The sequence below is a fragment of the Streptomyces sp. NPDC087906 genome (assembly GCF_055584925.1).
In genome coordinates, this window is record NZ_JBVJLC010000009.1 from 117,539 (window position 1) to 137,263 (window position 19,725).

The 19,725-nt window shown below is 71.6% G+C and carries 17 protein-coding genes; 5 read left to right on the plus strand and 12 right to left on the minus strand.

Features of this window, described 5'->3' with window-relative positions:
* Nucleotides 1-2,108 precede the first annotated feature (2,108 nt).
* Nucleotides 2,109-2,483: a hypothetical protein gene (locus ACZ63I_RS25020; RefSeq protein ID WP_469341233.1), complete on the plus strand. Its 375-nt coding sequence runs from the start codon at nucleotides 2,109-2,111 to the stop codon at nucleotides 2,481-2,483.
* Here the strand turns inward: ACZ63I_RS25020 and ACZ63I_RS25025 are convergent.
* From ACZ63I_RS25025 to ACZ63I_RS25035, 3 genes are read right to left on the minus strand one after another with little or no spacing between them, the layout of a single operon-like run.
* On the minus strand, nucleotides 2,473-3,405 hold the full coding sequence (locus ACZ63I_RS25025; protein ID WP_469341234.1) for a PhzF family phenazine biosynthesis isomerase: 933 nt from the start codon (nucleotides 3,403-3,405) through the stop codon (nucleotides 2,473-2,475). The genes ACZ63I_RS25020 and ACZ63I_RS25025 overlap by 11 nt on opposite strands.
* Before the next feature lie 43 nt (nucleotides 3,406-3,448).
* Complete coding sequence (locus tag ACZ63I_RS25030) at nucleotides 3,449-4,267, minus strand: SDR family oxidoreductase (RefSeq protein ID WP_469341235.1); 819 nt, start codon at nucleotides 4,265-4,267, stop codon at nucleotides 3,449-3,451.
* 58 nt (nucleotides 4,268-4,325) lie between these two features.
* Nucleotides 4,326-5,342 (minus strand): Gfo/Idh/MocA family protein, encoded by a 1,017-nt coding sequence (locus tag ACZ63I_RS25035; protein WP_469341236.1) that lies wholly within the window; start codon nucleotides 5,340-5,342, stop codon nucleotides 4,326-4,328.
* Between the two features lie 79 nt (nucleotides 5,343-5,421).
* Here ACZ63I_RS25035 and ACZ63I_RS25040 point away from each other — a divergent pair, with 79 nt between their 5' ends.
* Nucleotides 5,422-6,735: a Bcr/CflA family multidrug efflux MFS transporter gene (locus ACZ63I_RS25040; RefSeq protein ID WP_469341369.1), complete on the plus strand. Its 1,314-nt coding sequence runs from the start codon at nucleotides 5,422-5,424 to the stop codon at nucleotides 6,733-6,735.
* Nucleotides 6,736-6,873: 138 nt separating this feature from the next.
* On the opposite strand, the gene ACZ63I_RS25045 is transcribed toward ACZ63I_RS25040, so the two are convergent.
* Entirely contained in the window at nucleotides 6,874-8,250 is a 1,377-nt protein-coding gene (locus ACZ63I_RS25045) for a hypothetical protein (RefSeq protein ID WP_469341237.1), read from the minus strand.
* 138 nt (nucleotides 8,251-8,388) lie between these two features.
* Here ACZ63I_RS25045 and ACZ63I_RS25050 point away from each other — a divergent pair, with 138 nt between their 5' ends.
* Nucleotides 8,389-9,540 (plus strand): small ribosomal subunit Rsm22 family protein, encoded by a 1,152-nt coding sequence (locus tag ACZ63I_RS25050; protein ID WP_469341238.1) that lies wholly within the window; start codon nucleotides 8,389-8,391, stop codon nucleotides 9,538-9,540.
* A 195-nt stretch (nucleotides 9,541-9,735) separates the two neighbouring features.
* On the plus strand, nucleotides 9,736-10,122 hold the full coding sequence (locus ACZ63I_RS25055; protein WP_469341239.1) for an STAS domain-containing protein: 387 nt from the start codon (nucleotides 9,736-9,738) through the stop codon (nucleotides 10,120-10,122).
* Nucleotides 10,123-10,139: 17 nt separating this feature from the next.
* Here ACZ63I_RS25055 and ddaH read toward each other — a convergent pair whose 3' ends face one another.
* Nucleotides 10,140-11,021 carry a dimethylargininase gene (gene ddaH, locus ACZ63I_RS25060; protein WP_469341240.1) on the minus strand — a complete coding sequence of 294 codons (882 nt, stop codon included), beginning with the start codon at nucleotides 11,019-11,021 and terminating at the stop codon, nucleotides 10,140-10,142.
* 218 nt (nucleotides 11,022-11,239) lie between these two features.
* Here ddaH and ACZ63I_RS25065 point away from each other — a divergent pair, with 218 nt between their 5' ends.
* Complete coding sequence (locus ACZ63I_RS25065) at nucleotides 11,240-11,992, plus strand: bifunctional DNA primase/polymerase (protein ID WP_469341241.1); 753 nt, start codon at nucleotides 11,240-11,242, stop codon at nucleotides 11,990-11,992.
* 129 nt (nucleotides 11,993-12,121) lie between these two features.
* On the opposite strand, the gene ACZ63I_RS25070 is transcribed toward ACZ63I_RS25065, so the two are convergent.
* The 7 genes from ACZ63I_RS25070 to ACZ63I_RS25100 all read right to left on the minus strand — a co-directional run bounded on the left by ACZ63I_RS25070 (nucleotide 12,122) and on the right by ACZ63I_RS25100 (nucleotide 19,575).
* Nucleotides 12,122-13,057, minus strand: coding sequence for an SCO2278 family lipoprotein (locus tag ACZ63I_RS25070; protein ID WP_469341370.1), 936 nt, complete (start codon nucleotides 13,055-13,057; stop codon nucleotides 12,122-12,124).
* The gene (efeU, locus tag ACZ63I_RS25075; RefSeq protein ID WP_469341242.1) at nucleotides 12,990-13,955 is read right to left on the minus strand and encodes an iron uptake transporter permease EfeU; all 966 of its coding nucleotides are present in this window, start codon (nucleotides 13,953-13,955) and stop codon (nucleotides 12,990-12,992) included. Before efeU ends, ACZ63I_RS25070 begins: the two co-directional genes overlap by 68 nt.
* Nucleotides 13,956-13,987: 32 nt before the next feature.
* Nucleotides 13,988-15,241 (minus strand): iron uptake transporter deferrochelatase/peroxidase subunit, encoded by a 1,254-nt coding sequence (gene efeB / locus ACZ63I_RS25080; RefSeq protein WP_469341243.1) that lies wholly within the window; start codon nucleotides 15,239-15,241, stop codon nucleotides 13,988-13,990.
* Between the two features lie 46 nt (nucleotides 15,242-15,287).
* Nucleotides 15,288-16,436 carry an iron uptake system protein EfeO gene (gene efeO, locus ACZ63I_RS25085; protein WP_469341244.1) on the minus strand — a complete coding sequence of 383 codons (1,149 nt, stop codon included), beginning with the start codon at nucleotides 16,434-16,436 and terminating at the stop codon, nucleotides 15,288-15,290.
* Between the two features lie 191 nt (nucleotides 16,437-16,627).
* The gene (locus ACZ63I_RS25090; protein WP_469341245.1) at nucleotides 16,628-17,509 is read right to left on the minus strand and encodes a heme ABC transporter ATP-binding protein; all 882 of its coding nucleotides are present in this window, start codon (nucleotides 17,507-17,509) and stop codon (nucleotides 16,628-16,630) included.
* Nucleotides 17,506-18,534 (minus strand): FecCD family ABC transporter permease, encoded by a 1,029-nt coding sequence (locus tag ACZ63I_RS25095; RefSeq protein ID WP_469341371.1) that lies wholly within the window; start codon nucleotides 18,532-18,534, stop codon nucleotides 17,506-17,508. The genes ACZ63I_RS25090 and ACZ63I_RS25095 overlap by 4 nt, the downstream gene beginning before the upstream one ends.
* A gap of 84 nt (nucleotides 18,535-18,618) precedes the next feature.
* Nucleotides 18,619-19,575, minus strand: coding sequence for a heme/hemin ABC transporter substrate-binding protein (locus ACZ63I_RS25100; protein WP_469341372.1), 957 nt, complete (start codon nucleotides 19,573-19,575; stop codon nucleotides 18,619-18,621).
* Nucleotides 19,576-19,725: the final 150 nt, after the last annotated feature.

Consider the following 19,725-nt stretch of genomic DNA (forward strand, 5'->3'; position numbering starts at 1 on the left):
GCCCGGGTGCGGGTGCCACGCGTCAGTTGCATGGGGCGACTCGGCCCGTCTCGGCGTCCACCCCCACCGGGTAGTAGCTGAGACTCATGCCCCGCTGGTTACTCGGGGTTGGTGGGTGCGGGTGAGTGCGCATGGGCCGGGTCCTGTGTGGGCCGGAGGGGTTAGCCGCCCGTGGGGCCGCCCCCTGGGGTTTGAGTGTCGCGGTTGCGGTCCGGGCGTCAAGGGCGCTCCTTCGTCGCGTCGCTTCGCGATGGGCTGCGCCCACCCTTGACCCCCGAACCTCCACCGCAAGTACCTCTTTTTTTGGGGGGGCGGCCGGGGGGACCACGGGCAAGCTGGGATCGCGGTGACGAGTGCTTGCCCGGGTGCGGGTGCCACGCGTCAGTTGCATGGGGCGACTCGGCCCGTCTCGGCGTCCACCCCCACCGGGTAGTAGCTGAGACACATGCCCCGCTGGTCACTCGGGGTGGGTGGTGTGACAGGTGGGATGAGGGATGGCTAGTGGGGCAGCCGTCGGGTGCCTTTTGCGTGGGGAGTTGCGTTCAGCGCGCCATCAGGTGCATCCGGCCGGTGGGAGCACCCGGTGGGTGGGACGGGTGTGACTGAGGTGACGGGGGATGGCTTCTGGGGCGGCCATCTGGAGCCTTATGCGTGGGTGGTTGCGTTGAGCGCGCGTCGGGGCGCATCAGGGCGGTGGAGTGTCCGAGCGGTGGGGCGGGTGTGACCTGTGTGCCCCGGGGGGCGCCCGACAGGGGCTGCGAGTGCCCGCCCGCGCAACAGGCCCCGGCGGCCGTCCACTTCCACCCCGCCGTCAGGCCCATCTGTGGCCTGGGTGCCCTCGACAGCGCACCTAACGCAACGCCCCACGCATAAGGCGCCCGACGGCTGCCCCACATGCCATCCCGCGTCCCTCCTGTCACACCCCCCGGCCGGGTGCGCCCTGAGGTGCGTCTAACGCAACCACCCACGCAAAAGGCGCCCGATCGCCGCCCCAGGAGCTATTCCCCGTCACCCCAGTCACACCCGTCCCACCCACCGGCCCGCTACCCCGGCCCCGTACCCCCACCAGGGCATCCTCCGGTCCCCCACCCAACCCCAGTGACCAGCGGGGCATGAGTCTCAGCCGTTGCCCGGTGGGGGTGGACGCTTAGCCAGCCCGAGTCGCCCCATACAACTGCCGCGTAGCACCCGCACCCGGGCAAGCACCCGCCACCGCGAACCCAGCTCGCCCGTGGTCCCCCCGGCCGCCCCCCCCAAAAAGAGGTACTTGCGGTGGAGGGCCGGGGGTCAAGGGTGACCGCAGGTCATCGCGAAGCGACGCGACGTAGGAGCGCCCTTGACGCCCGGACCGGAGCCGCGATACTCAAAGCTCAGGGGGCGGCCCTACGGGCGGCTAATCCCTCCGGTCCGCACAGCTTCGGGCTCATGCGCACTCACCCGCACCCGGCCACTCTGAGTGACCAGCGGGGCATGTGTCTCAGCCGATACCCGGCCCGGGTGGACGCTTAGCAAGGCCGAGTCCCCCCATGCAACTGGTGCGTAGCACCCGCAGTCGGGCAAGCAGCCGTCACCGCGATCCCAGCTTGCCCGTGGTCCTCCCGGCCGCCCCCCCAAAAAAGTGCACTTGCGGTGGAGGTTCGGGGGTCAAGGGTGACCGCAGGTCATCGGCGTAGCCGACGCGACGTAGGAGCGCCCTTGACGGCCGGGCCGGAGCCGCGATACTCAAAGCTCAGGGGGCGGCCCTCGGGCGGCTAATCCTTCCGGCCCACACAGTCCCCGGCCCATGCGCATTCACCCGCACCCCGCCACGCACCCGTCACCACCGGCCCGTTGGCCTCGCGGCCCTGTCCCGCGTTCGTCGCATTGGTCGTCCTTCCCCGGGCACTCGCAACCCGACCGCGCAGCAGTGGTGTTACGGACCAGGGGGTGGCGTTGTGGACGAGGCGACGGATTCGCAGGGGAGCGGGCGAGGGAAGCAGGCGCGGCGGGATCGGTGGTGGGTTCTTGCCAGTGCCGCGTTGGTGCTCTGGGTGGGGTTGCGGTTGGCTTTCTCCGGGCTTGATGCCTGGCCCGGCGCCGTGCTCGGTGGGGTCGTCTACGCCGGGTGGATGTCGTGGTGGATCGTCAGGCGGCGGCGCCACGACGCCGGGTCCGTCGGGGTCGACTCGGCCGCCGTGCCCGCGCTCGACCGGCGCATCATGAAGGGGGACATCCCCGACGATCCCGCCGAGCGGCAGGCCATGGCCCGGCTCGCCCGGCGGCGGCGGGAGAAGCTGACGCGGGCGCGGGGGTGGGCGTTTCCGCTGCTCGCCGTGATGTTCTTCGGCGGGTCCGCGTTCTGGTTCATCCTCGGTGAGTACGTACGCGGCGGTGTGATGGCGGCCTTCAGCGTCCTGTTCCTCGGCTGGATGGTGTGGATGAACCGCCGCGCCCTGCGCCGCATCGACCGCGTCGAGCAGCGCCTCGGAACCGTTACGCCTTGATCGCCGTACCCGCCCCGCCCACCCGTACCCGGGCGTCCCCCGAGCGCAGTTCGACCGTCAGAACCCCCGGCCGGCCCATGTCCTCGCCCTGGTGCAGGGTGAGGACCGCGTCGGCCGGTACGGCGCCCAGTTCGCGGGCGTACGCGCCGAACGCCGCCGCGGCCGCGCCCGTCGCCGGGTCCTCGACCACGCCGCCGACCGGGAAGGGGTCGCGGACGTGGAACACCGACTCCGAGGCGCGCCAGACGAGTTGGACCGTCGTCAGGTCCCGCCGGTGCATCAGCGCCGCCAGCCGGTCGAAGTCGTACGAGAGGTCCGCCAGCCGTGCGCGGGTCGCCGCCGCCAGCACCAGGTGGCGGGCTCCCGCGAAGGCGATACGGGGCGGCAGGTCCGGATCGAGGTCCGTGGCGGGCCAGTTGAGCGCGGCCAGGGCTTCCCGTACGTCCTCGTCGGGCGCGGCCTCGACCCGCGGCTCCACACTGGTGAGCGTCGCGCGCAGGACGCCGTCGGACTCCGTGACCGTCACCGGTACGGTCCCCGCCCGCGTCGCGAACACCAGGTCGCCGGGGCCCGTCCGCTCCGCCAGGGCGACGGCAGTGGCGACCGTCGCGTGGCCGCAGAAGGGCACCTCCGCCTTCGGGCTGAAGTACCGGATGGTGAACGCCCGGCCGGGCTCACCGAGACCCGCCGGGGGCGGTGTCAGGAACGCCGACTCGCTGTAGCCCAGCTCGGCTGCGATCGCCAGCATCCGTCCGTCGTCAAGACCGGCGGCGTCGAGGACGACGCCCGCCGGGTTGCCGCCCTCCGGGGTGCTGGAGAAGGCGGTGTAGCGAAGGATCTCGGGGCCGTCGGTCGCGGTCGGGTCACTCGCGTCCCGCACGTCACTCGCGTCGCTCACGTCGGCTGCTGGCTGTTCCGTCATGTGTCGGGCAACTGTCATGGGCGAGGATCCATTCCCGTCCCCCTCAGCCCCGCCCCACATACGGCATCGTCGTCGCCAGCACCGTCGCGAACTGGATGTTCGCCTCCAGCGGCAGCTCCGCCATGTGCAGCACCGTCCGCGCCACGTCCGCCGCGTCCATCACCGGCTCCACCGCCAGCTCGCCGTTGGCCTGCGGCACACCGCGCTGCATCTGCGCCGTCATGTCCGTCGCCGCGTTGCCGATGTCGATCTGGCCGCAGGCGATCCGGTACGGGCGGCCGTCCAGCGACAGGGACTTCGTCAGCCCGGTCATGCCGTGTTTGGTCGCCGTGTACGCCACCGAGTTCGGCCGGGGCGTGTGGGCCGAGATCGAGCCGTTGTTGATGATCCGGCCGCCCTGCGGGTCCTGCGCCTTCATTAGCCGGAACGCGCCCTGCGCGCACAGGAAAGCGCCGGTCAGATTCGTGTTCACGACCTTCTGCCAGGCCGTGAAGGGCAGTTCGTCCAGGGCGTAGCCGGCCGGGCCGAACGTACCCGCGTTGTTGAACAGCAGGTCCAGCCGCCCGTATCGCTCACGCACCGCCGCGAACAGCGCGTCCACGTCCTCCGGGAGCGACACGTCCGTGCGTACGGTCAGCACGTCGGCGGCGGACCCGGCGGCGGACCCGGCGCCGGACTCAGCGGCGGCACCGGCGGCGGACCCCGCGGCAGCCCCGACGGCCGCCGCCGTCTCCTCCAGCGTCTCGATGTGCCGTCCCGCCAGCACCACCGACCAGCCCGCGCCGCTCAGCACCGGCGCCACCGCCCGTCCGATGCCCGAGCCCGCTCCCGTCACCACTGCGATCTTCTGCTTGGCGTTCATGGCCCCGCAGCGTACGGGACCGGGGCACACCCGACCGGGGATACGGGACGACCCCCGGCTACGCGTCCACCGGGAAGCGCACCCCCACCAGCTCCCGCACCCGGTCCAGCGTCCGCATCACCGCGAGCGTCCCCGCCTGCGGGATCAGCGGCGAATCCGTCTCGCCCGCCCGCAGGCAGCGCATCACCTCCGCGGCCTCGTGCTGCATTCCTTCCAGCTCCGAAGCCTCGTCCGCCGCCGGGTACTCCACCGGCTCCGCACCCTCCCGCCGCAGCACCAGCCGCTCCGGGTTGAAGAACGCCGAAGCGACCTCGATCCGGCCCTCCGTGCCCGTCACCGTCGCCGTCGTCGGCGTCGCGCCCGTCACCGAGCAGCTCAGCAGCGCCGTCGCGCCCGAGTCCCAGCCCAGCAGCATCCCGGTGTTGAGGTCCACGCCCTCCGGGGAGAGCAGCGCCTCCGCCTGCACCCGGTGCGGTTCGCCGAGCAGCAACTGCGCGAAGGACACCGGGTAGACGCCCAGGTCGAGGAGGGCGCCGCCGCCCAAGTCCGGGTTGCGCAAGCGGTGATCGGGGGCGAACGGGCCCTGCAGGCCGAAGTCGGCCTGGACCGTGCGGATGTCGCCGATCGCGCCGTCCCGTACCAGCCGCACCATCCGGCGGATCACCGGGTTGCAGTACATCCACATGGCTTCCATCAGGAACAGACCGCGCTCGCCCGCGAGCGCCACCAGCTCCTGCGCCTCACGGGCGTTGATGGTGAACGCCTTCTCGCACAGCACCGGTTTGCCGGCCGCCAGCGCGGCGCCGGCCGCCTCGCGGTGGGCGGAGTGCGGGGTGGCGACGTAGACGACATCCACCTCGTCGTCGGCGAACAGCTCCGCCCACGCCCCGTACGCGCGAGGGATCCCGAACCGGCCGGCGAACTCCTTCGCCGGGGCCTCGCTGCGCGACGCCACCGCGACCACCTCGGCGTCCGGCAGTGCCTGGACGTCCTCGGTGAACCGCGCGGCGATACCACCGGTGGCCACAACACCCCAGCGCACCTTTTGTTCGTGTCCCGCTCGTACCGCTGTCATCAACGCCTCATTAACTGGTTCTGACCGGCCCCGCCGCTCTGAGAGCATAGATAGTCGATTCAACTACATGGAGACGCGGATGCCGGACGGCGGCCAAACCACTCGTAAACGACAAGGGCAGATACCGCGCCAGCGGCAGCAGGAATCCATCCAAACAGCCACCAGTACCCCCGCAACCCGCCGCGTCGGTCTGCTGGTCACCCTCGTACTCGGAGGGCTCACGGCACTGCCGCCGCTCTCCATGGACATGTACCTCCCGGCGCTGCCCGCGGTCACCCGCTCGCTGGGCGCGCCCGCCGCGACCGTGCAGATCACCCTCACCGCGTGCCTCGCGGGCATGGCGCTCGGCCAGATCGTCATCGGGCCGATGAGCGACCGGTGGGGGCGGCGCAAGCCGCTGCTGCTCGGGATGGTCGTCTACATCTTCGCCACCGCCATCTGCGCCCTCGCTCCCAACACCGAACTCCTCATCAGCTTCCGGCTGTTGCAGGGACTCGCCGGCTCTGCCGGCATCGTCATCGCCCGCGCCGTGGTGCGCGACCTGTATGACGGCATCGAGATGGCGCGGTTCTTCTCCACCCTGATGCTGATCTCCGGTGTCGCGCCGGTCATCGCGCCCGTGCTCGGCGGCCAGGTGCTGCGGATCACCGACTGGCGCGGGGTGTTCGTGGTGCTGACCGTCGTCGGCATCCTGCTCACGCTGGTCGTGTGGAAGTCCCTGCACGAGACGCTGCCGCCGGAGCGCCGGCACAGCGGGGGAGTGGGGACCGCCCTGCGCACCATGCGGTCGCTGCTGGCCGACCGGGTCTTCAGCGGCTATCTGCTGTCGGGCGGGCTCGCCTTCGCCGCGCTGTTCGCGTACGTGTCCGCCTCGCCGTTCGTGGTGCAGGAGATCTACGGGGCTTCGCCGCAGATGTTCAGCCTGCTGTTCGGCGTGAACTCCGTCGGCCTGATGATCGTCGGGCAGATCAACGGCAAGATCCTGGTCGGCCGCGTCAGCATGGACAAGGCGCTCACCTTCGGGCTCGGTGTGGTCGTCGTCGCGGCGGTGTCGCTGCTGCTGATGACGTCCGGGGTGTTCGGGGACGTGGGCCTGTTCCCCGTGGCCGCCGCGCTGTTCGTCCTGATGTCGGCGATGGGGCTCGCGATGCCCAACACCAACACGCAGGCGCTGATGCGCACCCCGCACGCCGCGGGTTCGGCCTCCGCCCTCATCGGCACGTCCTCGTTCCTCATCGGGGCCGTGGCCTCGCCCCTCGTCGGGATCGCGGGCGAGCACACGGCCGTCCCGATGGCCGTGGTCCAGGTGGTCTGCGCGGTCGGGTCCGTCGCGTGCTTCTTCGGTCTGGTACGGCCCTGGCAGCGCAACCGGCCACCGGTCAAGGGCCATTGAGCAGCCGCGCCTGCCACGTGGGTAAGGCCACTGAGCAGCCGCGCCCGCCACGTAGGTAAGGCCACTGAGCAGCGGCGCCCGCCGCGTAGGTAAGGCCACTGCGCAGCCGTCCCCGCCGGGTAGGGAGGGGCCCGGTAGTCAGCCGCGCTCCGGGTACCCCGTCAGATGCGGTACGTCCCGGGCGTCCGTCCAGCGGAACAGGCCGACCCCCGCCGCCTCTCCCACCGGCAGCCGCACATTGGCCGCCAGCGCCTCGGGGGTACCGGCCGCCAGGTCGACGGAGAAGGGGATGCCACCGCCGGCCGCCGCTTCCGGCACGCTCAGCGCGTTCTTCGCGCCGTACGCCGTGCCGTAGTCCGTCACCGACGTCAGGGTCAGCGGCTCGGTGCCGTCGGGCTCCTCGAAGCAGCGGCCCGTCTTCGCGTCCAGGTCGAAGGCGAGCCGCCCCGCGATCAGGAAGTGCCCGCCGGGCGACGCCAGGAGGCGCGGGTCCTCGCCGGGCTCGATCGCCGGTTTGCGGCAGCCGGCCCTGGCGACGGCCTTGCCGGTCGACGCGTCGTGCACGGCCCAGATCTCGTGCGTCGCCGCGTCCTTGGCGCTCTTGGGACGCTGCCACTTCGCGAGTACGTAACCGGCGGCCGCCGAAGCGGCCTTGCCCGTCGCCGGGTCGGCGCCCGCCGGTGCGACCGTACGGCTGGACCAGCCGCCGCGCACCCAGAACCCGCCCTCCCCGCCCACCAACAGGCCCTTGTCCGTGACGCCTTGCACCTCGGTGAGGCTGCGGCAGCCGGGGCAGTCCTTCGGATAACCGAGCGACTTCTGCGGGACCTTGGTCACGTGGCCGTCCGCCGGGTCCATGACGGCGCTCGTCGCCCGGCCGTCGGTGATCAGGATGCCCGGTCCGTCGGCGGAGACCGTCGGGTCCCCGGACCACGGCACTTCGACATGGTGCCGGGAGCCGTCGGCCGCGTCGTACACGTCGAGGGACACGACGGAGTCCGGCGGAGCGGGCCCGCGCGGGGCGAGCTTGCCGTACGACCAGGTCGCGAAGTACTCGCGGGCGCCCTTCGTGACGGACAGCAGCCCGGGGTAGCGGTCGGGATAGCGGTCGGCGGCGAACAGCGGTCGCCACGGCGCACCGGTCCAACGGGGTGTGCCCGTCGCGTAGTCGAGCGTCCGCAGCCGGAACCGGTCGGCGCCGGACCGCTCCAGTGAGGCGATGGTGCCGGTCGTCGCCGCCGTCGCGTAGTCGGGGGAGACGGCCGCGATGTCCCAGCCGCGCCCGGTGTCGTACGAGGGCGGCACGGTCAGCCGTGTGCCGGGCCCCGCACCCGGCGCGGCGTGCGAAGCGGATGTCGGACCGCCCGAGCCGCCGGAGCGGCCCGACCCACCCGGGCCGTCGCTCTTCCCGCCACCAACGCCACCACCGCCGCCACCGCACATGGCGAGCAGGAGCAGCATCGCCAGCGCCGTCACCCCGGCCACGAGAGTCAGACGTACGACGCGCTGTCTCATCGTCCCTCGGTCCCCCTGTGGTCCCCCGTGCCGGTCAGACTAGCAACTTCCTCACTGTCCGCAGCAGTTCGATTCTTTACCGTTACGTCCGCGCCGTCGCGCCCCGGCGGCCCGTCCCGTACCCCCTACGATTCGGTGGTGAACGACACGACCCTCTCCACCGCGGAAGCCCTGCGTGCCGCGCTCGCGGGACTGCTCGACGGGCTGCCGCCCAGCCAGGCCGGGCAGGCCGTCGACCGGCTGATCGCCAACTACCGGGGCACCACTCCGACCGACGCGCCCCTGCTGCGCGACCGGTCGGACGTCGCCGCCTACGCCGCGTACCGGATGCCGGCGACGTTCGAAGCCGTACGCGCGGCGCTCGAAGCGCTGGCGGACGCGGCCCCGTACTGGGAGCCGGCGAGCCAGCTCGACGTCGGCGGCGGCACGGGTGCGGCGGTGTGGGCCGCCGAAGCGGTCTGGGAGCAGCGGCCCGAGACGCCCCCGGGCGGCGGCGGGGCCGGCGAGGGCGGTACGCCCCGGACGACCACCGTGCTGGACTGGGCCGCCCCCGCGCTCGACCTGGGCAAGGAGCTGGCGGCGGGGTCGCACGCCGTGGGGCCGCGCACCGCCGAGTGGCGGCGGGCGAGGATCGGCGGTGCGCTGAAGCTTCCCGAGGCCGATCTGGTGACCGTCTCGTACGTGCTGAAGGAGCTGACCGAACGGGACCGGGCCGCGCTGGTCGACGAGACGGCGCGGGCGGGACAGGCCGTGGTGATCGTCGAACCCGGCACCCCCGACGGCTATCTGCGGATCATCGAGGCCCGCGACCAACTGATCGCCGCCGGGCTGCGGATCGTCGCGCCCTGTCCGCACAGTGGCCGCTGCCCGATCGAACAGGGCACGGACTGGTGCCACTTCGCCGCCCGGGTCAGCAGGTCGTCGCTGCACCGGCAGGTGAAGGGCGGCTCACTGCCGTACGAGGACGAGAAGTTCAGCTACGTGGCGGCGGTACGTTTCGACGAACCGCAGGTCGACGAACCGAAGGTCGACGAACTACAGGTCGACGAACTACAGGTCGACGAACCGAAGGGGGACGCGGTGCCGGTCGCCGCGCCGCTTTCCGACGCGGTTCCCGTACCGGCGCGGGTGGTCCGCAAGCCGCAGATCCGCAAGGGGCAGGTACTGCTCGACCTGTGCACCGTGGACGACGGGCTGCTCCGGACGATCGTCGCCAAGCGGCAGGGGCCGCTGTACCGGGCCGCGCGTGACACGGCCTGGGGCGACGCCTGGCCGCCGGACACCGACTGAGACAGATGCCCTGCGACCGCCCGTGCGGCCCCTGGCGGGACTATGCTTCGGGAGACGCCCGAGACCCCGGCGGCCGGTGGTAGGGCGTTGCGAGACGCAGCCGCCGGAGCACGCCCGACCGGACGTACGTCGGAAGGATCGGAAGCCCGGTCCGTCCGCGACAGCCGACCGGCGGGTCTTCCGAACCGAGGCGTCATGCCGCAACCCCAACTGACTGTCCGCCGACACGACAGTACGGACCGGACGTTGCTCACTCTGTCCGGCGAAATCGATCTGGACATGGCCTCGTTGATCAGCGAGTCGGTCCAGGGATGCCTGAACGACGGCGTGCTGACCGTCGACATCGATCTGTCCGCCGTCACCTTCTGCGACTGCAGCGGGCTCAACTCGTTCCTGCTCGCCTCCCTCGACGTCACAAAGGCCGGCGGTGTCCTGACACTTCGTCGTCCACAGCCGCTGACGCACCGCGTCATCGAGCTGACGGGCTGCGAATTCCTGCTCGGCGGGCTGCCGTTCGCCCGGCCCGTCGCGCATGTGCCGGCACCCCGCGACCCGGCCCGGCACGCCTCAGCGGGCTGCTGAGACGTGCCGGCCCCGGGTCAGCCCGCAGTTCCCGCGTCGCGCAGCTCCTGCGTGCAGCACTTCACGCTGCCGCCGCCCTTGAGCAGTTCACCGAGATCGATGCCGACCGGCTCGAAGCCCCGTTCCCGCAGCGGCTCGTACAGTCCGACGGCCGCCTGCGGCAGCAGTACGTGACGTCCGTCACTGACCGCGTTCAGACCGAGCGCAGCGGCGTCCTCCTCGTCGGCGATCAGCGCGTCGGGGAAGAGCCGGGCGAGTACGGCCCTGCTGCCCGGTGAGAAGGCGCCGGGGTAGTACATGATCTCGTCCGCCGCCTCGTCCAGCACGCACAGCGCGGTGTCCAGGTGGTAGTAGCGCGGATCTACGAGATCGAGCCCGATCACCGGGCGCCCGAAGAACTCCTGGGCCTCGCTGTGCGACAGCGGGCTCGACCGGAAGCCCCGCCCCGCCAGCACATATGAACCGGTGACGGCGAAGTCGCCCTCGCCCTCGTTGATGTGCGCCGGTTCGAGCACGTCGGTGTAGCCGCGGGAGCGGAACCACTCCAGATGGATCTCGGCCTCCCGTACGCGCTCCTCGTAGGCGAAGCGGGCACCGAGCACGCGCCCGTCGATGACGGTGGCGCCGTTCGCCGCGAACACCATGTCGGGCAGTTCGGGGCGCGGCTCCAGCAGGGACACGCGGTGGCCGAGGGCCAGATAGCGGTCGCGCAGGTCCTCCCACTGGGCGAGGGCGAGCGGCAGGTCCACCGGCTTGGCCGGATCCATCCACGGGTTGATCGAATACGTCACCCTGAAGTGGACCGGCGGGCACATCAGGTACCGGCGGGGCGAGGCTTCACGAGGCAATGTGGGCTCCTCACGAGCGATGGTGCGCACGACATTGTGCGTGAGAGCCATGGTCCGCCCCGAGCGGCCGGACCGCTGTGATCCGATCGGGTGGTTCGTACCCCCCGGCCGCCCGTACCGGTACCGCATATCAGTACATAGTCCGTGATGAACCCCCGCCCGGCACCTCGGCCCGCGCCCCCGGTTGGGGAGAGCGGCCCGGCGGGTAGCAGGATGGTGCGACCATGGCAGAGTCCGCAGGGGCGAGCGCGAGGGTTGTGAGGGGATACATGGGCGACGATTTCGGCCGTTATCGCGGCACGGACGGCAGGATTCCCCAGTGGCTGCGACGCCGCCCCAAGAAGGCCGCGGCGGACTCCGCCCGCGAGGGCGAAGCGGCGGCCAGGGAAGGTCTGCTGCTCGCCGTCGCCGAGGCCGGTATGCCCATAGCCCCGGCGGCGCATCCCGTCGGCTACCGGTGTTCGTGCGACCGGATCGGCTGTCCCACCCCGGCCAGGCACCCCATCTCGTTCGCCTGGCAGACGCAGTCGACCACCGACCGCGCGCAGATCGAGCGCTGGGCGCGCAACCAGCCCCTGGCGAACTTCATCACGGCGACCGGCACGGTCCACGACGTGCTGGACGTACCGCTCGAAGCGGGCAGCAGGGCGCTGGAGCGGCTGCTGGACGCCGGTGTCGAGGTCGGGCCCGTCGCCGATTCGGGCGGCGACCGGATGCTGTTCTTCACCGCCACCCGCGGCACTCCCGAGGAGGAGGACGAGTGGTGGCCCTGCGAGCTGGACTGCCACCCCGAGACGATGGACGAGCACCCGGGGCTGCGCTGGCACTGCCGGGGCAGCTACGTGCTCGTACCGCCCGCCCGGCTGCCCGGCGAGCTGTCCGTGGGATGGCTGCGCGGCCCCGAGCATCCGCTGCCCGATCCGCTGTCGCTGCTGGAGACGCTGACCGACGCCTGTGCCCGGTACGCGGGGGAGAACGGCGAGCTGGACCCGCACGCGGTGGCCTGGCCGCTCGGCCGCTGAGCGCCGCCGGCTACGAGCCCTTACGACCCTTACGAGCCCTTACGAGCCCTTCGCTCCGGCGTGACGAGCCTTTCGTTCCAGCGTGGTGATCCCCGGCGCCGCGGCCTTACGAGCCCGTCCGCCGCGGCGTCACGAGCCCTTCGCTCCCGTGATGCCCTGGAGCCGGCCCGCCACGACCACCTGCGACGGGTCGGCGCCGCGCTTCGGCACGTACACGGCCGCGCTCGACACCGACTCCTGGGTGATGGTGTTCGTCACGTCGCCCGTCATCAGCGCCTCCACATCGGCGCTCACCTTCGGCCGGTAGCCCTTCGCCGCCGTCTGCCGCTCGAAGAACCGCGTCGTGAAGAACACCAGCGCGCCGCCGTCCTCCGTGGCGAGCCCCAGCGGCGCGAAGTCCCCGCCGGCCACCGGCTGGTCGATGTACTGCGTGCTGAGCCCCGGCAGCTTGGCGTCCTTCGCGCGGTCGGCGCGCCACCCGTCGGTGTGCGGGCCCGGCGCGAAGTTGGCGGGCCGCCCGCTCCGCAGATACGAGGCGTACTGGCCGCTCAGCTCCTTGGGCCGCACCGCCGTCGCGGTGCTGGCTGCCGGCACCGGCTGCGCCCAACCGTCCTTGTCCGTCTTGAACTCGGGGATCTCGTCGGGGGACAGGATCGTCAAGTACGCCGCCTGCCACGGTTCGCTGACACTGTGCCGCAGGAACACCAGCACCCAACTGTTGTCCCCGGGACCGCTGTCCGCGTCGCGGTTGCTGTCGGCGACGGCGAGGAACCACCGAGGCCAGCCCGCCTTCTTGGGGATGGTGAAGACCGGGTCGGTCAGTTCGAGGTCCTGGTGCCCGGCGTTGCCTTCGGGGCTCGTGATGCTCCGCGCCTTGAGCCCCGCCTGGTTGATCGCGCCGAGCGCGCCGGTCACCCGGTTCGCGTCGAGCGCCGGATCGTACGCCTTGTCGGCCGCGTTGTACGCGTCGGTGAACCGCGCCAGGGCCTTGGCGGCCTCACCGCGCTGGACCGCCGGAAGAACCGCCAGCTCCCCGTGCACCGTCACGCACCCGCTCGCCGCCAACGACAGCGCCGCCGCCGTCGCGAGCCCCGCCGCTGCCCGAATCGGCCTTCTCATCGGTCGCCTTCTGCTCCTTGACCCCGCCCCGCGCTGACCGTCCGAACCCTACCGGGGCGAGGAACAGGCCGAGCGTCGGGATCAGGTACACCAGCCACACCGCGGCCTGAAGGACCGTCGGATCGGGCTGGAAGTTGAAGACGCCCTTCAACAGCGTGCCGTACCAACTGTCCGGCGGGATCGTGTCGCTGATGTCGAAGGCCGTGTTCGTCAGCCCCCCGAGGATGTCGGCCTCCTGGAGGTCGTGCACACCGTACGCGACGACGCCGGCGGCGACGATCACCAGCATGCCGCCGGTCCAGGTGAAGAACTTGGCCAGATTGATCCGGATCGCGCCCCGGTAGAAGAGGTACCCGAGTACGACGGCGGTCGCGATGCCGAGCACCACACCGAGCAGCGGCCCGTGGGTGCCGTCCTGCGAAGCGCGCACCGACGCCCACACGAACAGCGCCGTCTCCAGGCCCTCCCGGCCGACGGCGAGGAACGCGGTGGCGACCAGCGCCCCGGTGCCCATCTGGAGCGCGGTGTCGAGCTTGCCGTGCAGCTCCGACTTCAAGTGCCGCGCCGTGCGCCGCATCCAGAAGACCATCCACGTCACCAGACCGACGGCGACGATCGACAGCGAACCGCCGAGCGCCTCCTGCGCCTCGAACGTCATCTCCTGCGAGCCGTATTCGAGCCCGAAGCCGAAACCGAGCGCGATGACGATCGCGACGGCCACCCCGATCCAGATCGGGCGCAGCGCGTCACGCCGGCCCGTCTTCACCAGATAGGCCACCAGGATGCAGACGACGAGACTGGCCTCAAGACCCTCGCGCAGACCGATGAGATAGTTGCCGAACACGGCGGGACCCTTCTGCTCAGGAGATCAGTTGCTCAGGAGACCAGGGCCCGGCCCCACCAGTCGTCCTTGTCGCGGACGCCCGGCGGGATCGCGAAGACCGCTGAACCCACGTGCTGGATGTACTCGTTGAGCGCGTCGGTGCGCGCGAGGCGCGTCTGTACGGGGATGAAGGCGTCGCGGATGTCGCGCTGGTACGCGAGGAAGAACAGCCCCGCGTCGAGCCGGCCGAGTCCGTCGGTGCCGTCGGTGAAGGAGTAGCCGCGGCGCAGCAGCCTGGCCCCGTTGTTGGTGTCGGGGTGGGCCAGGCGTACGTGCGAAGTCGGCGGCAGCGCCTTGAGGTTGGGCTTGTCACGCTCGTGCGCCTTGCCGTAGGCGGCGCCTTCGCCCTTGTCGCGGCCGAAGACGTCCTCCTGCTCCTTGAGCCCGGTGCGGTCCCAGATCTCGATGCGCATCGAGATCCGGCGGGCCACGAGGTAGGAGCCGCCGGTCATCCAGCCGGGCCCGTCCTTCTCCGGCACCCAGACATGCTCGTCGAGCGTCTTGGTGTCGGTGCCCGAGATGTTGACCGTGCCGTCCTTGAACCCGAAGAGGTTGCGCGGCGTCTGGGCGTCGGGGGTGGTGGACGAGGTCTTGCCGAAGCCCAGTTGGGACCAGCGGACGGCGACCTTGCCGAAGCCGATCCGCGCCAGGTTGCGGATCGCGTGCACCGCGACCTGCGGGTCGTCGGCGCAGGCCTGGACGCACAGATCGCCGCCGCTGCGCGCCGGGTCGAGGTTGTCGCCGGGGAACTTCGGCAGGTCGGCCAGGGCCGGCGGGCGCTGTCCTTCGAGCCCGAACCGGCCCTTGGCGAACAGGCCTGGGCCGAAGCCCACGGTCAGGGTGAGCCGGGACGGGCGAAGCCCGACCGCCTCGCCCGTGTCGTCCGGCGGCGCCTCGTCGATACCGCCGAAGGCGCCTTCGCCGATGGTGCTGCCCGCGGTCAGCCGCTCGGCGGCCCGCGTCCAGTCCTTCAGCAACTGGACCAGTTCCGCGCGGTCTTCCGTCGTCACGTCGAACGAGGCGAAGTGCAGCCGGTCCTGTACCGCGGTCGCGATCCCGGCCTGGTGCGGGCCGTGGAAGGCCACGGCGGCGCCCGTATCGGCGGCGGGCGCCGCCGAGTCACCGCCCCCGTCCCGCAGGGCCGCGACCGTACCGCCGGCCGCGGCGGCGCCGAGCGCGAGCCCGGCGCCGCCCCAGCCCAGCAGCGAACGGCGCGACGGGGAAGACGAGTTGGTCGCCTCGTCCATCGTGGGCTCTCCCCTCATCTCGGTCTTGCTCGGCCTCATCCCGGGCTTACTTGGTGACGGCGGCAGCGAGCTTCGAGAGCGGCTCGGCGAGCGCGTTCACGCCGTTCGAAAGCTCCTTGCGCTGCTCCTTGGTGACCTTGTCGTACGAGACGAAGCCGTCGGGGCTCGACGTGCTGCGGTACTTGTCGAGCAGCGCGCCGATCGCGGTGAACTGCTTGTCCAGCTCGGTGGTGAGCGCCGCGTCGTTCTTCGACGCGATGGGCTTGAGGAGTTCGTACGCCTGCTGGGCGCCCTCGACGTTCGCCTTGAAGTCGGACAGGTCGGTGTGGCTGTAGCGGTCCTCCTCGCCCGTGACCTTCCCCGAAGCGACCTCGTCCAGCAGCTCCTTGGCGCCGTTGGCCATGGAGGTCGGGGTGATCTCGGCCTTGCCCACGCGCTGCTGCCAGTCGGCGAGGTCCTTGTCCAACAGGTCGGCGAGCGGCGCCGCGTCGGAGCCGAGCTTCTTGTCCTGCCAGAGCTGCTTCTCCAGCGCGTGCCAGCCGGTCCACTTCTGGCCCGCCTCCAGGCCGTCGGCGCGGGTGTCCGTCTTCGGGTCGATGTCGCCGAAGGACTCGGCCACCGGCTCGGTGCGCTCCCAGCCCACGCGGGAGAGCGCGAAGGCGTTCTTGGCGGCCTCCAGGTCACCCGCGCGCACGGCGTCGGTGAACACCTTCACCTTCGGCAGCGTCGCGTCGGCCTGCTCCTGCGCGTACTTGCGGTAGCCGGCGACGGCCGCGTCCATCTCCGGGCTGCGCTTGGCGGCGGTACCGCCGGTGACGGTGACCTTCTGGCGTATGCCGTCGCCCTTCATGCCGGGGATGCAGGCGATCTCGTACGAACCGGCCTTCACCTCGGCGGTGATCTTCGCGCTGGTGCTGGGGCCGAGGTTCTCGCGCTCGGTGACGATCCGGTCGTCGGGGAAGAGCAGTTCGACCTCGGTGACTCTGGAACCCTTGTTCTCCACGGCCAGTTCGACATGGCCCGAGGGGAACGACTTCTTCGAGACGGTGCAGGAGTCGTCCTTGGCGGTGACCTGGATGGAGCCGCTGCCGCCGCTGGAGGCTTTGGAGTCGCTCTTGTCGGCGCAGCCGGTGACGGCGGTCAGAGCGGCCAGTGCGGTGGCCGCGGTGACGACGGAGAGACGGACGGGGCGCATGCGGGGCTCCACAATGGCTGGAAGAGGTAGGTGGCACGAGCAGGTGAGGCAGACCTAACTTAACGAAGGCTTACCTGGCCGATGGGCGTCCGTCCAGTGATACGTATCTCACTCTTCGGTCACTTTCAGGTCCGGGACACAGTGCGGTCACGGTCTGCTGCGGGTCGTCCCACGATCAGGTAAAGCGCAGGTCAAGAAGGCGGTTTCGGTGCTCGCTCGGGGATCACGAGCGGCACCCCCGTCCGCGGGTGCGGAAACACCTCGACGGGCTGCCGGTAGACCCGGCTGAGCAGTTCGGCGTCCAGGGTCTCGGCGGGCGGTCCCTCGGCGGCGATCACGCCGTCGTGCAGTACGGCGACGCGGTCGGCGTGCGCTGCGGCGAGCCCCAGATCGTGCAGGACGACCACGACGGCGTCCCCGGCGGCCGCCCGCTCCCGGCAGATCCGCAACACCAGTTCCTGGTGGCGCAGATCGAGCGCGGCCGTCGGCTCGTCGAGCAGCAGCAGCGGGGTCCGCTGGGCGAGCACCCTCGCCAGCGCGACCCGGGCCCGTTCGCCGCCGGAGAGCGCGGAGAAGGGCCGGCCGGCGAACGCGCCGACCTCGGTGGCCGCCATCGCCTCCGCGACGGCCGCCTCGTCCTCGTCGGCCCGCTCCGTGCCCGCCCAGGGCGCCCGGCCCATCCGTATGACATCCCCGACCGGGAACGGGAACGAGAGGGTGGCGGCCTGGGGCAGCACGGAGCGGCGCAGGGCGAGTTCGGCGGCCGACCAGTCGGCGGCGGGACGGCCGCAGAGCCGTATCCCGCCGTCCGTGGGCGGCAGATCGCCCGCGAGCGCGGCGAGCAGCGTGGACTTGCCGGCGCCGTTGGGTCCGACGAGCGCGAGCACGTCACCGGCGCGCACCCGCAGATCGATCCCGGCGAGCACGTCCCTACCGGGCGTGTCCTTGGTGGGCACGGAGCGCGCGCCGAGCCGGACATGGAGTCCGGTGGCTTCGGCGACGGGCGCGCCGGGGGAGGGGCGTTCGGGCAGCGCGAGTCCGCGCGCGTCACCGAAGAGACGGTTGATGATCATGCCCAGCCACCTTGTCCGCGCCGGGTCCTGCGGAGCAGCCAGAAGAAGAACGGGCTGCCGAACAGGGCCGTCAGCACCCCCAGCGGAAGCTCGGCGGGCGCGGCGACCGTACGGGCCGCCAGATCGCCCGCCACCAGCACCAGCGCGCCGCCCAGTGCGCTGCCCGGCACCAAGAACCGGTGTCCGGGCCCGTGCGCCATCCGCAGCAGGTGCGGTACGAGCAGTCCGACGAACGTGATGATTCCGGCCACGGCGACGGCGGCCGCCGTGAGCAGCGCCACCACCAGGACCAGCACCACCCGCAGCCGCTCCACATCGACGCCGAGATGGCGGGCGGGCCGCTCACCGAGCGCGAGCAGATCCAACTTGCCTGCGGAGAACGGCGCCACGGCGAGGCCCGCCAGCGCGCACGGCAGCACGGCGAGCACCTTCGGCCAGGTCGCCTGCGCCAGCGAGCCGAGCTGCCAGAAGGTGATCTGGCTGATCTGCGCGCTGTCGGCGAAGAAGATGAACAGACCGATCAGCGCCCCGGCGAACGCGTTCACCGCGATGCCGGTGAGGATCAGGGTCACCACTTCCGTACGGCCGCCGGAGCGGGACAGCGCGTACACCAGCAGGACGGTCACCAGCCCGGCGGCGAACGCGCAGACGGTCACCGTCCAGTTGCCGAAGAAGGTCAGCCCCAGCGCGATCGAGGCGACGGCGCCCACGGCGGCCCCGGACGAGATCCCGATGACGCCGGGTTCGGCGAGCGGATTGCCGAACACCCCCTGCATCAGGGCCCCGGCGCAGCCCAGCGACGAGCCGACGAGCAGCGCGAGCACCACGCGCGGCAGCCGTACGTTCCACAGGACGCTCTCGCCGACCCGGTCGAGCGGGGTACCGCCGAGCCCCAACCGGTGCTGTACGGAGGCCAGTACGTCGCCGAAGGGGATGTGGTACGCGCCGATGCCGGCGGAGAGCAGCGCGAGGAGCAGCAGCGCGGCGAGCATCCCGCCGGTCAGCAGCGCGGTGTTACCGGGCAGCCGTACGCGCGGCGCGGCGGACGTACGTGACGCCGGGGACGGCGTCGGTCCGGACGTCGGTCGTGACGTCGATGTCACGGCCCGTCACTTCCCGTCCGGGTAGAGCTGGTCGACGACCGACTTCAGCACCTCGTCGGTGCGCGGGCCGTAGTTCAGCAGGACCCCGTCGTCGACCGAGACGATCCTGCGGTCCATCCCCGCCGGGGTCTCCGCGACGCCCGGGATCTTCACCAGCCCTTCGGGGCCGCCCACGGACTCAAGTCCCTTGGTCATGACGAGGATCGCGTCGGGCGCCGCCTTCGCCAGCGCCTCGCTGGTGATGGCCGTGAAGTCCTTCCGCAGCCCGGACGCCTTGCCCGCGTCGACGGCTCCGGCCGCTTCGAGCAGCGAACTCGCCCCGGACCCGGCGCCGCCGAGCAGATACACCGAGGCCGAACCGCGCAGATAGAGGAAGGCGACCCGGGGCCCGCCGCCCTTCCCGTGCGCCGGAATGTCCTTCCGTACGGCGGCGATCCGCTGCTCCGTACGCTCCTTGAGCGCGGTGCCCGCCGCCTTGACGCCGAGGGCCGCGGCCACCGTGTCGATCCGGGGGCCCACATCGGCGAGCGACTTCGCCGGCTTCACGACGAGCAGCGGCACACCGGCGGCGCGTATCTGGTCGACGGCCTCGGCGGGTCCCGTGGTCGTGTCGGCGATGACGAGCGTGGGGCGCAGGGAGAGCACGCTCTCCGCCGAGACGTCGTGCGCCCGTGTCACCACGGGCAGTTGGGCCGCCTGCGCGAAGGTGGCGGTGATGTCGCGCGCCACGACGTGCTTGCCGAGGCCCAGGGTGAAGACGATCTCGCTCAGCGAGCCGGTGAGCGGCACGATCCGGTCGGTCGAGGTGACGGTGGTCCTGCCGCCGTCGGCGGAGTCGACGGTGACGGGCAGCCGGGGTACGGGGGTTGTCGCCAGCGGCTCGACGCGGTCGACCGGGCGTGCGGCGGTGCCGGTGCTGCTCGCGCTGGTGCCACCGTCGGCGCCGCAGCCGGTCGCGGTCATGGCGAGGGCGAGCACCGAGACGAGTGCACCCGCCAGGCGTGATCTGTGCACGGAGTGCACCGTCCTGTTCCTGTGGTGGCGGAGGGTTCCGCTCTGGCTTGAATGTAGCTTAGGTTAGCCTTACCTTCCTAGCGAGTCCCGTATCTCCCA

Bases quoted from the DNA above. Each gene is read 5' to 3' on its own strand.
- ACZ63I_RS25100 (WP_469341372.1), bottom strand. From the start codon at position 19,575: ATGACCGCGACCGGCTGCGGCGCCGACGGTGGCACCAGCGCGAGCAGC.
- ACZ63I_RS25025 (WP_469341234.1), bottom strand. From the start codon at position 3,405: ATGACGGAACAGCCAGCAGCCGACGTGAGCGACGCGAGTGACGTGCGG.
- ACZ63I_RS25020 (WP_469341233.1), top strand. From the start codon at position 2,109: ATGTCGTGGTGGATCGTCAGGCGGCGGCGCCACGACGCCGGGTCCGTC.
- ACZ63I_RS25040 (WP_469341369.1), top strand. From the start codon at position 5,422: ATGCCGGACGGCGGCCAAACCACTCGTAAACGACAAGGGCAGATACCG.
- efeO (WP_469341244.1), bottom strand. From the start codon at position 16,436: ATGCGCCCCGTCCGTCTCTCCGTCGTCACCGCGGCCACCGCACTGGCC.
- ddaH (WP_469341240.1), bottom strand. From the start codon at position 11,021: ATGGCTCTCACGCACAATGTCGTGCGCACCATCGCTCGTGAGGAGCCC.
- ACZ63I_RS25035 (WP_469341236.1), bottom strand. From the start codon at position 5,342: ATGACAGCGGTACGAGCGGGACACGAACAAAAGGTGCGCTGGGGTGTT.
- ACZ63I_RS25090 (WP_469341245.1), bottom strand. From the start codon at position 17,509: ATGATCATCAACCGTCTCTTCGGTGACGCGCGCGGACTCGCGCTGCCC.
- ACZ63I_RS25045 (WP_469341237.1), bottom strand. From the start codon at position 8,250: ATGAGACAGCGCGTCGTACGTCTGACTCTCGTGGCCGGGGTGACGGCG.
- ACZ63I_RS25030 (WP_469341235.1), bottom strand. From the start codon at position 4,267: ATGAACGCCAAGCAGAAGATCGCAGTGGTGACGGGAGCGGGCTCGGGC.
- ACZ63I_RS25055 (WP_469341239.1), top strand. From the start codon at position 9,736: ATGCCGCAACCCCAACTGACTGTCCGCCGACACGACAGTACGGACCGG.
- efeB (WP_469341243.1), bottom strand. From the start codon at position 15,241: ATGGACGAGGCGACCAACTCGTCTTCCCCGTCGCGCCGTTCGCTGCTG.
- ACZ63I_RS25065 (WP_469341241.1), top strand. From the start codon at position 11,240: ATGGGCGACGATTTCGGCCGTTATCGCGGCACGGACGGCAGGATTCCC.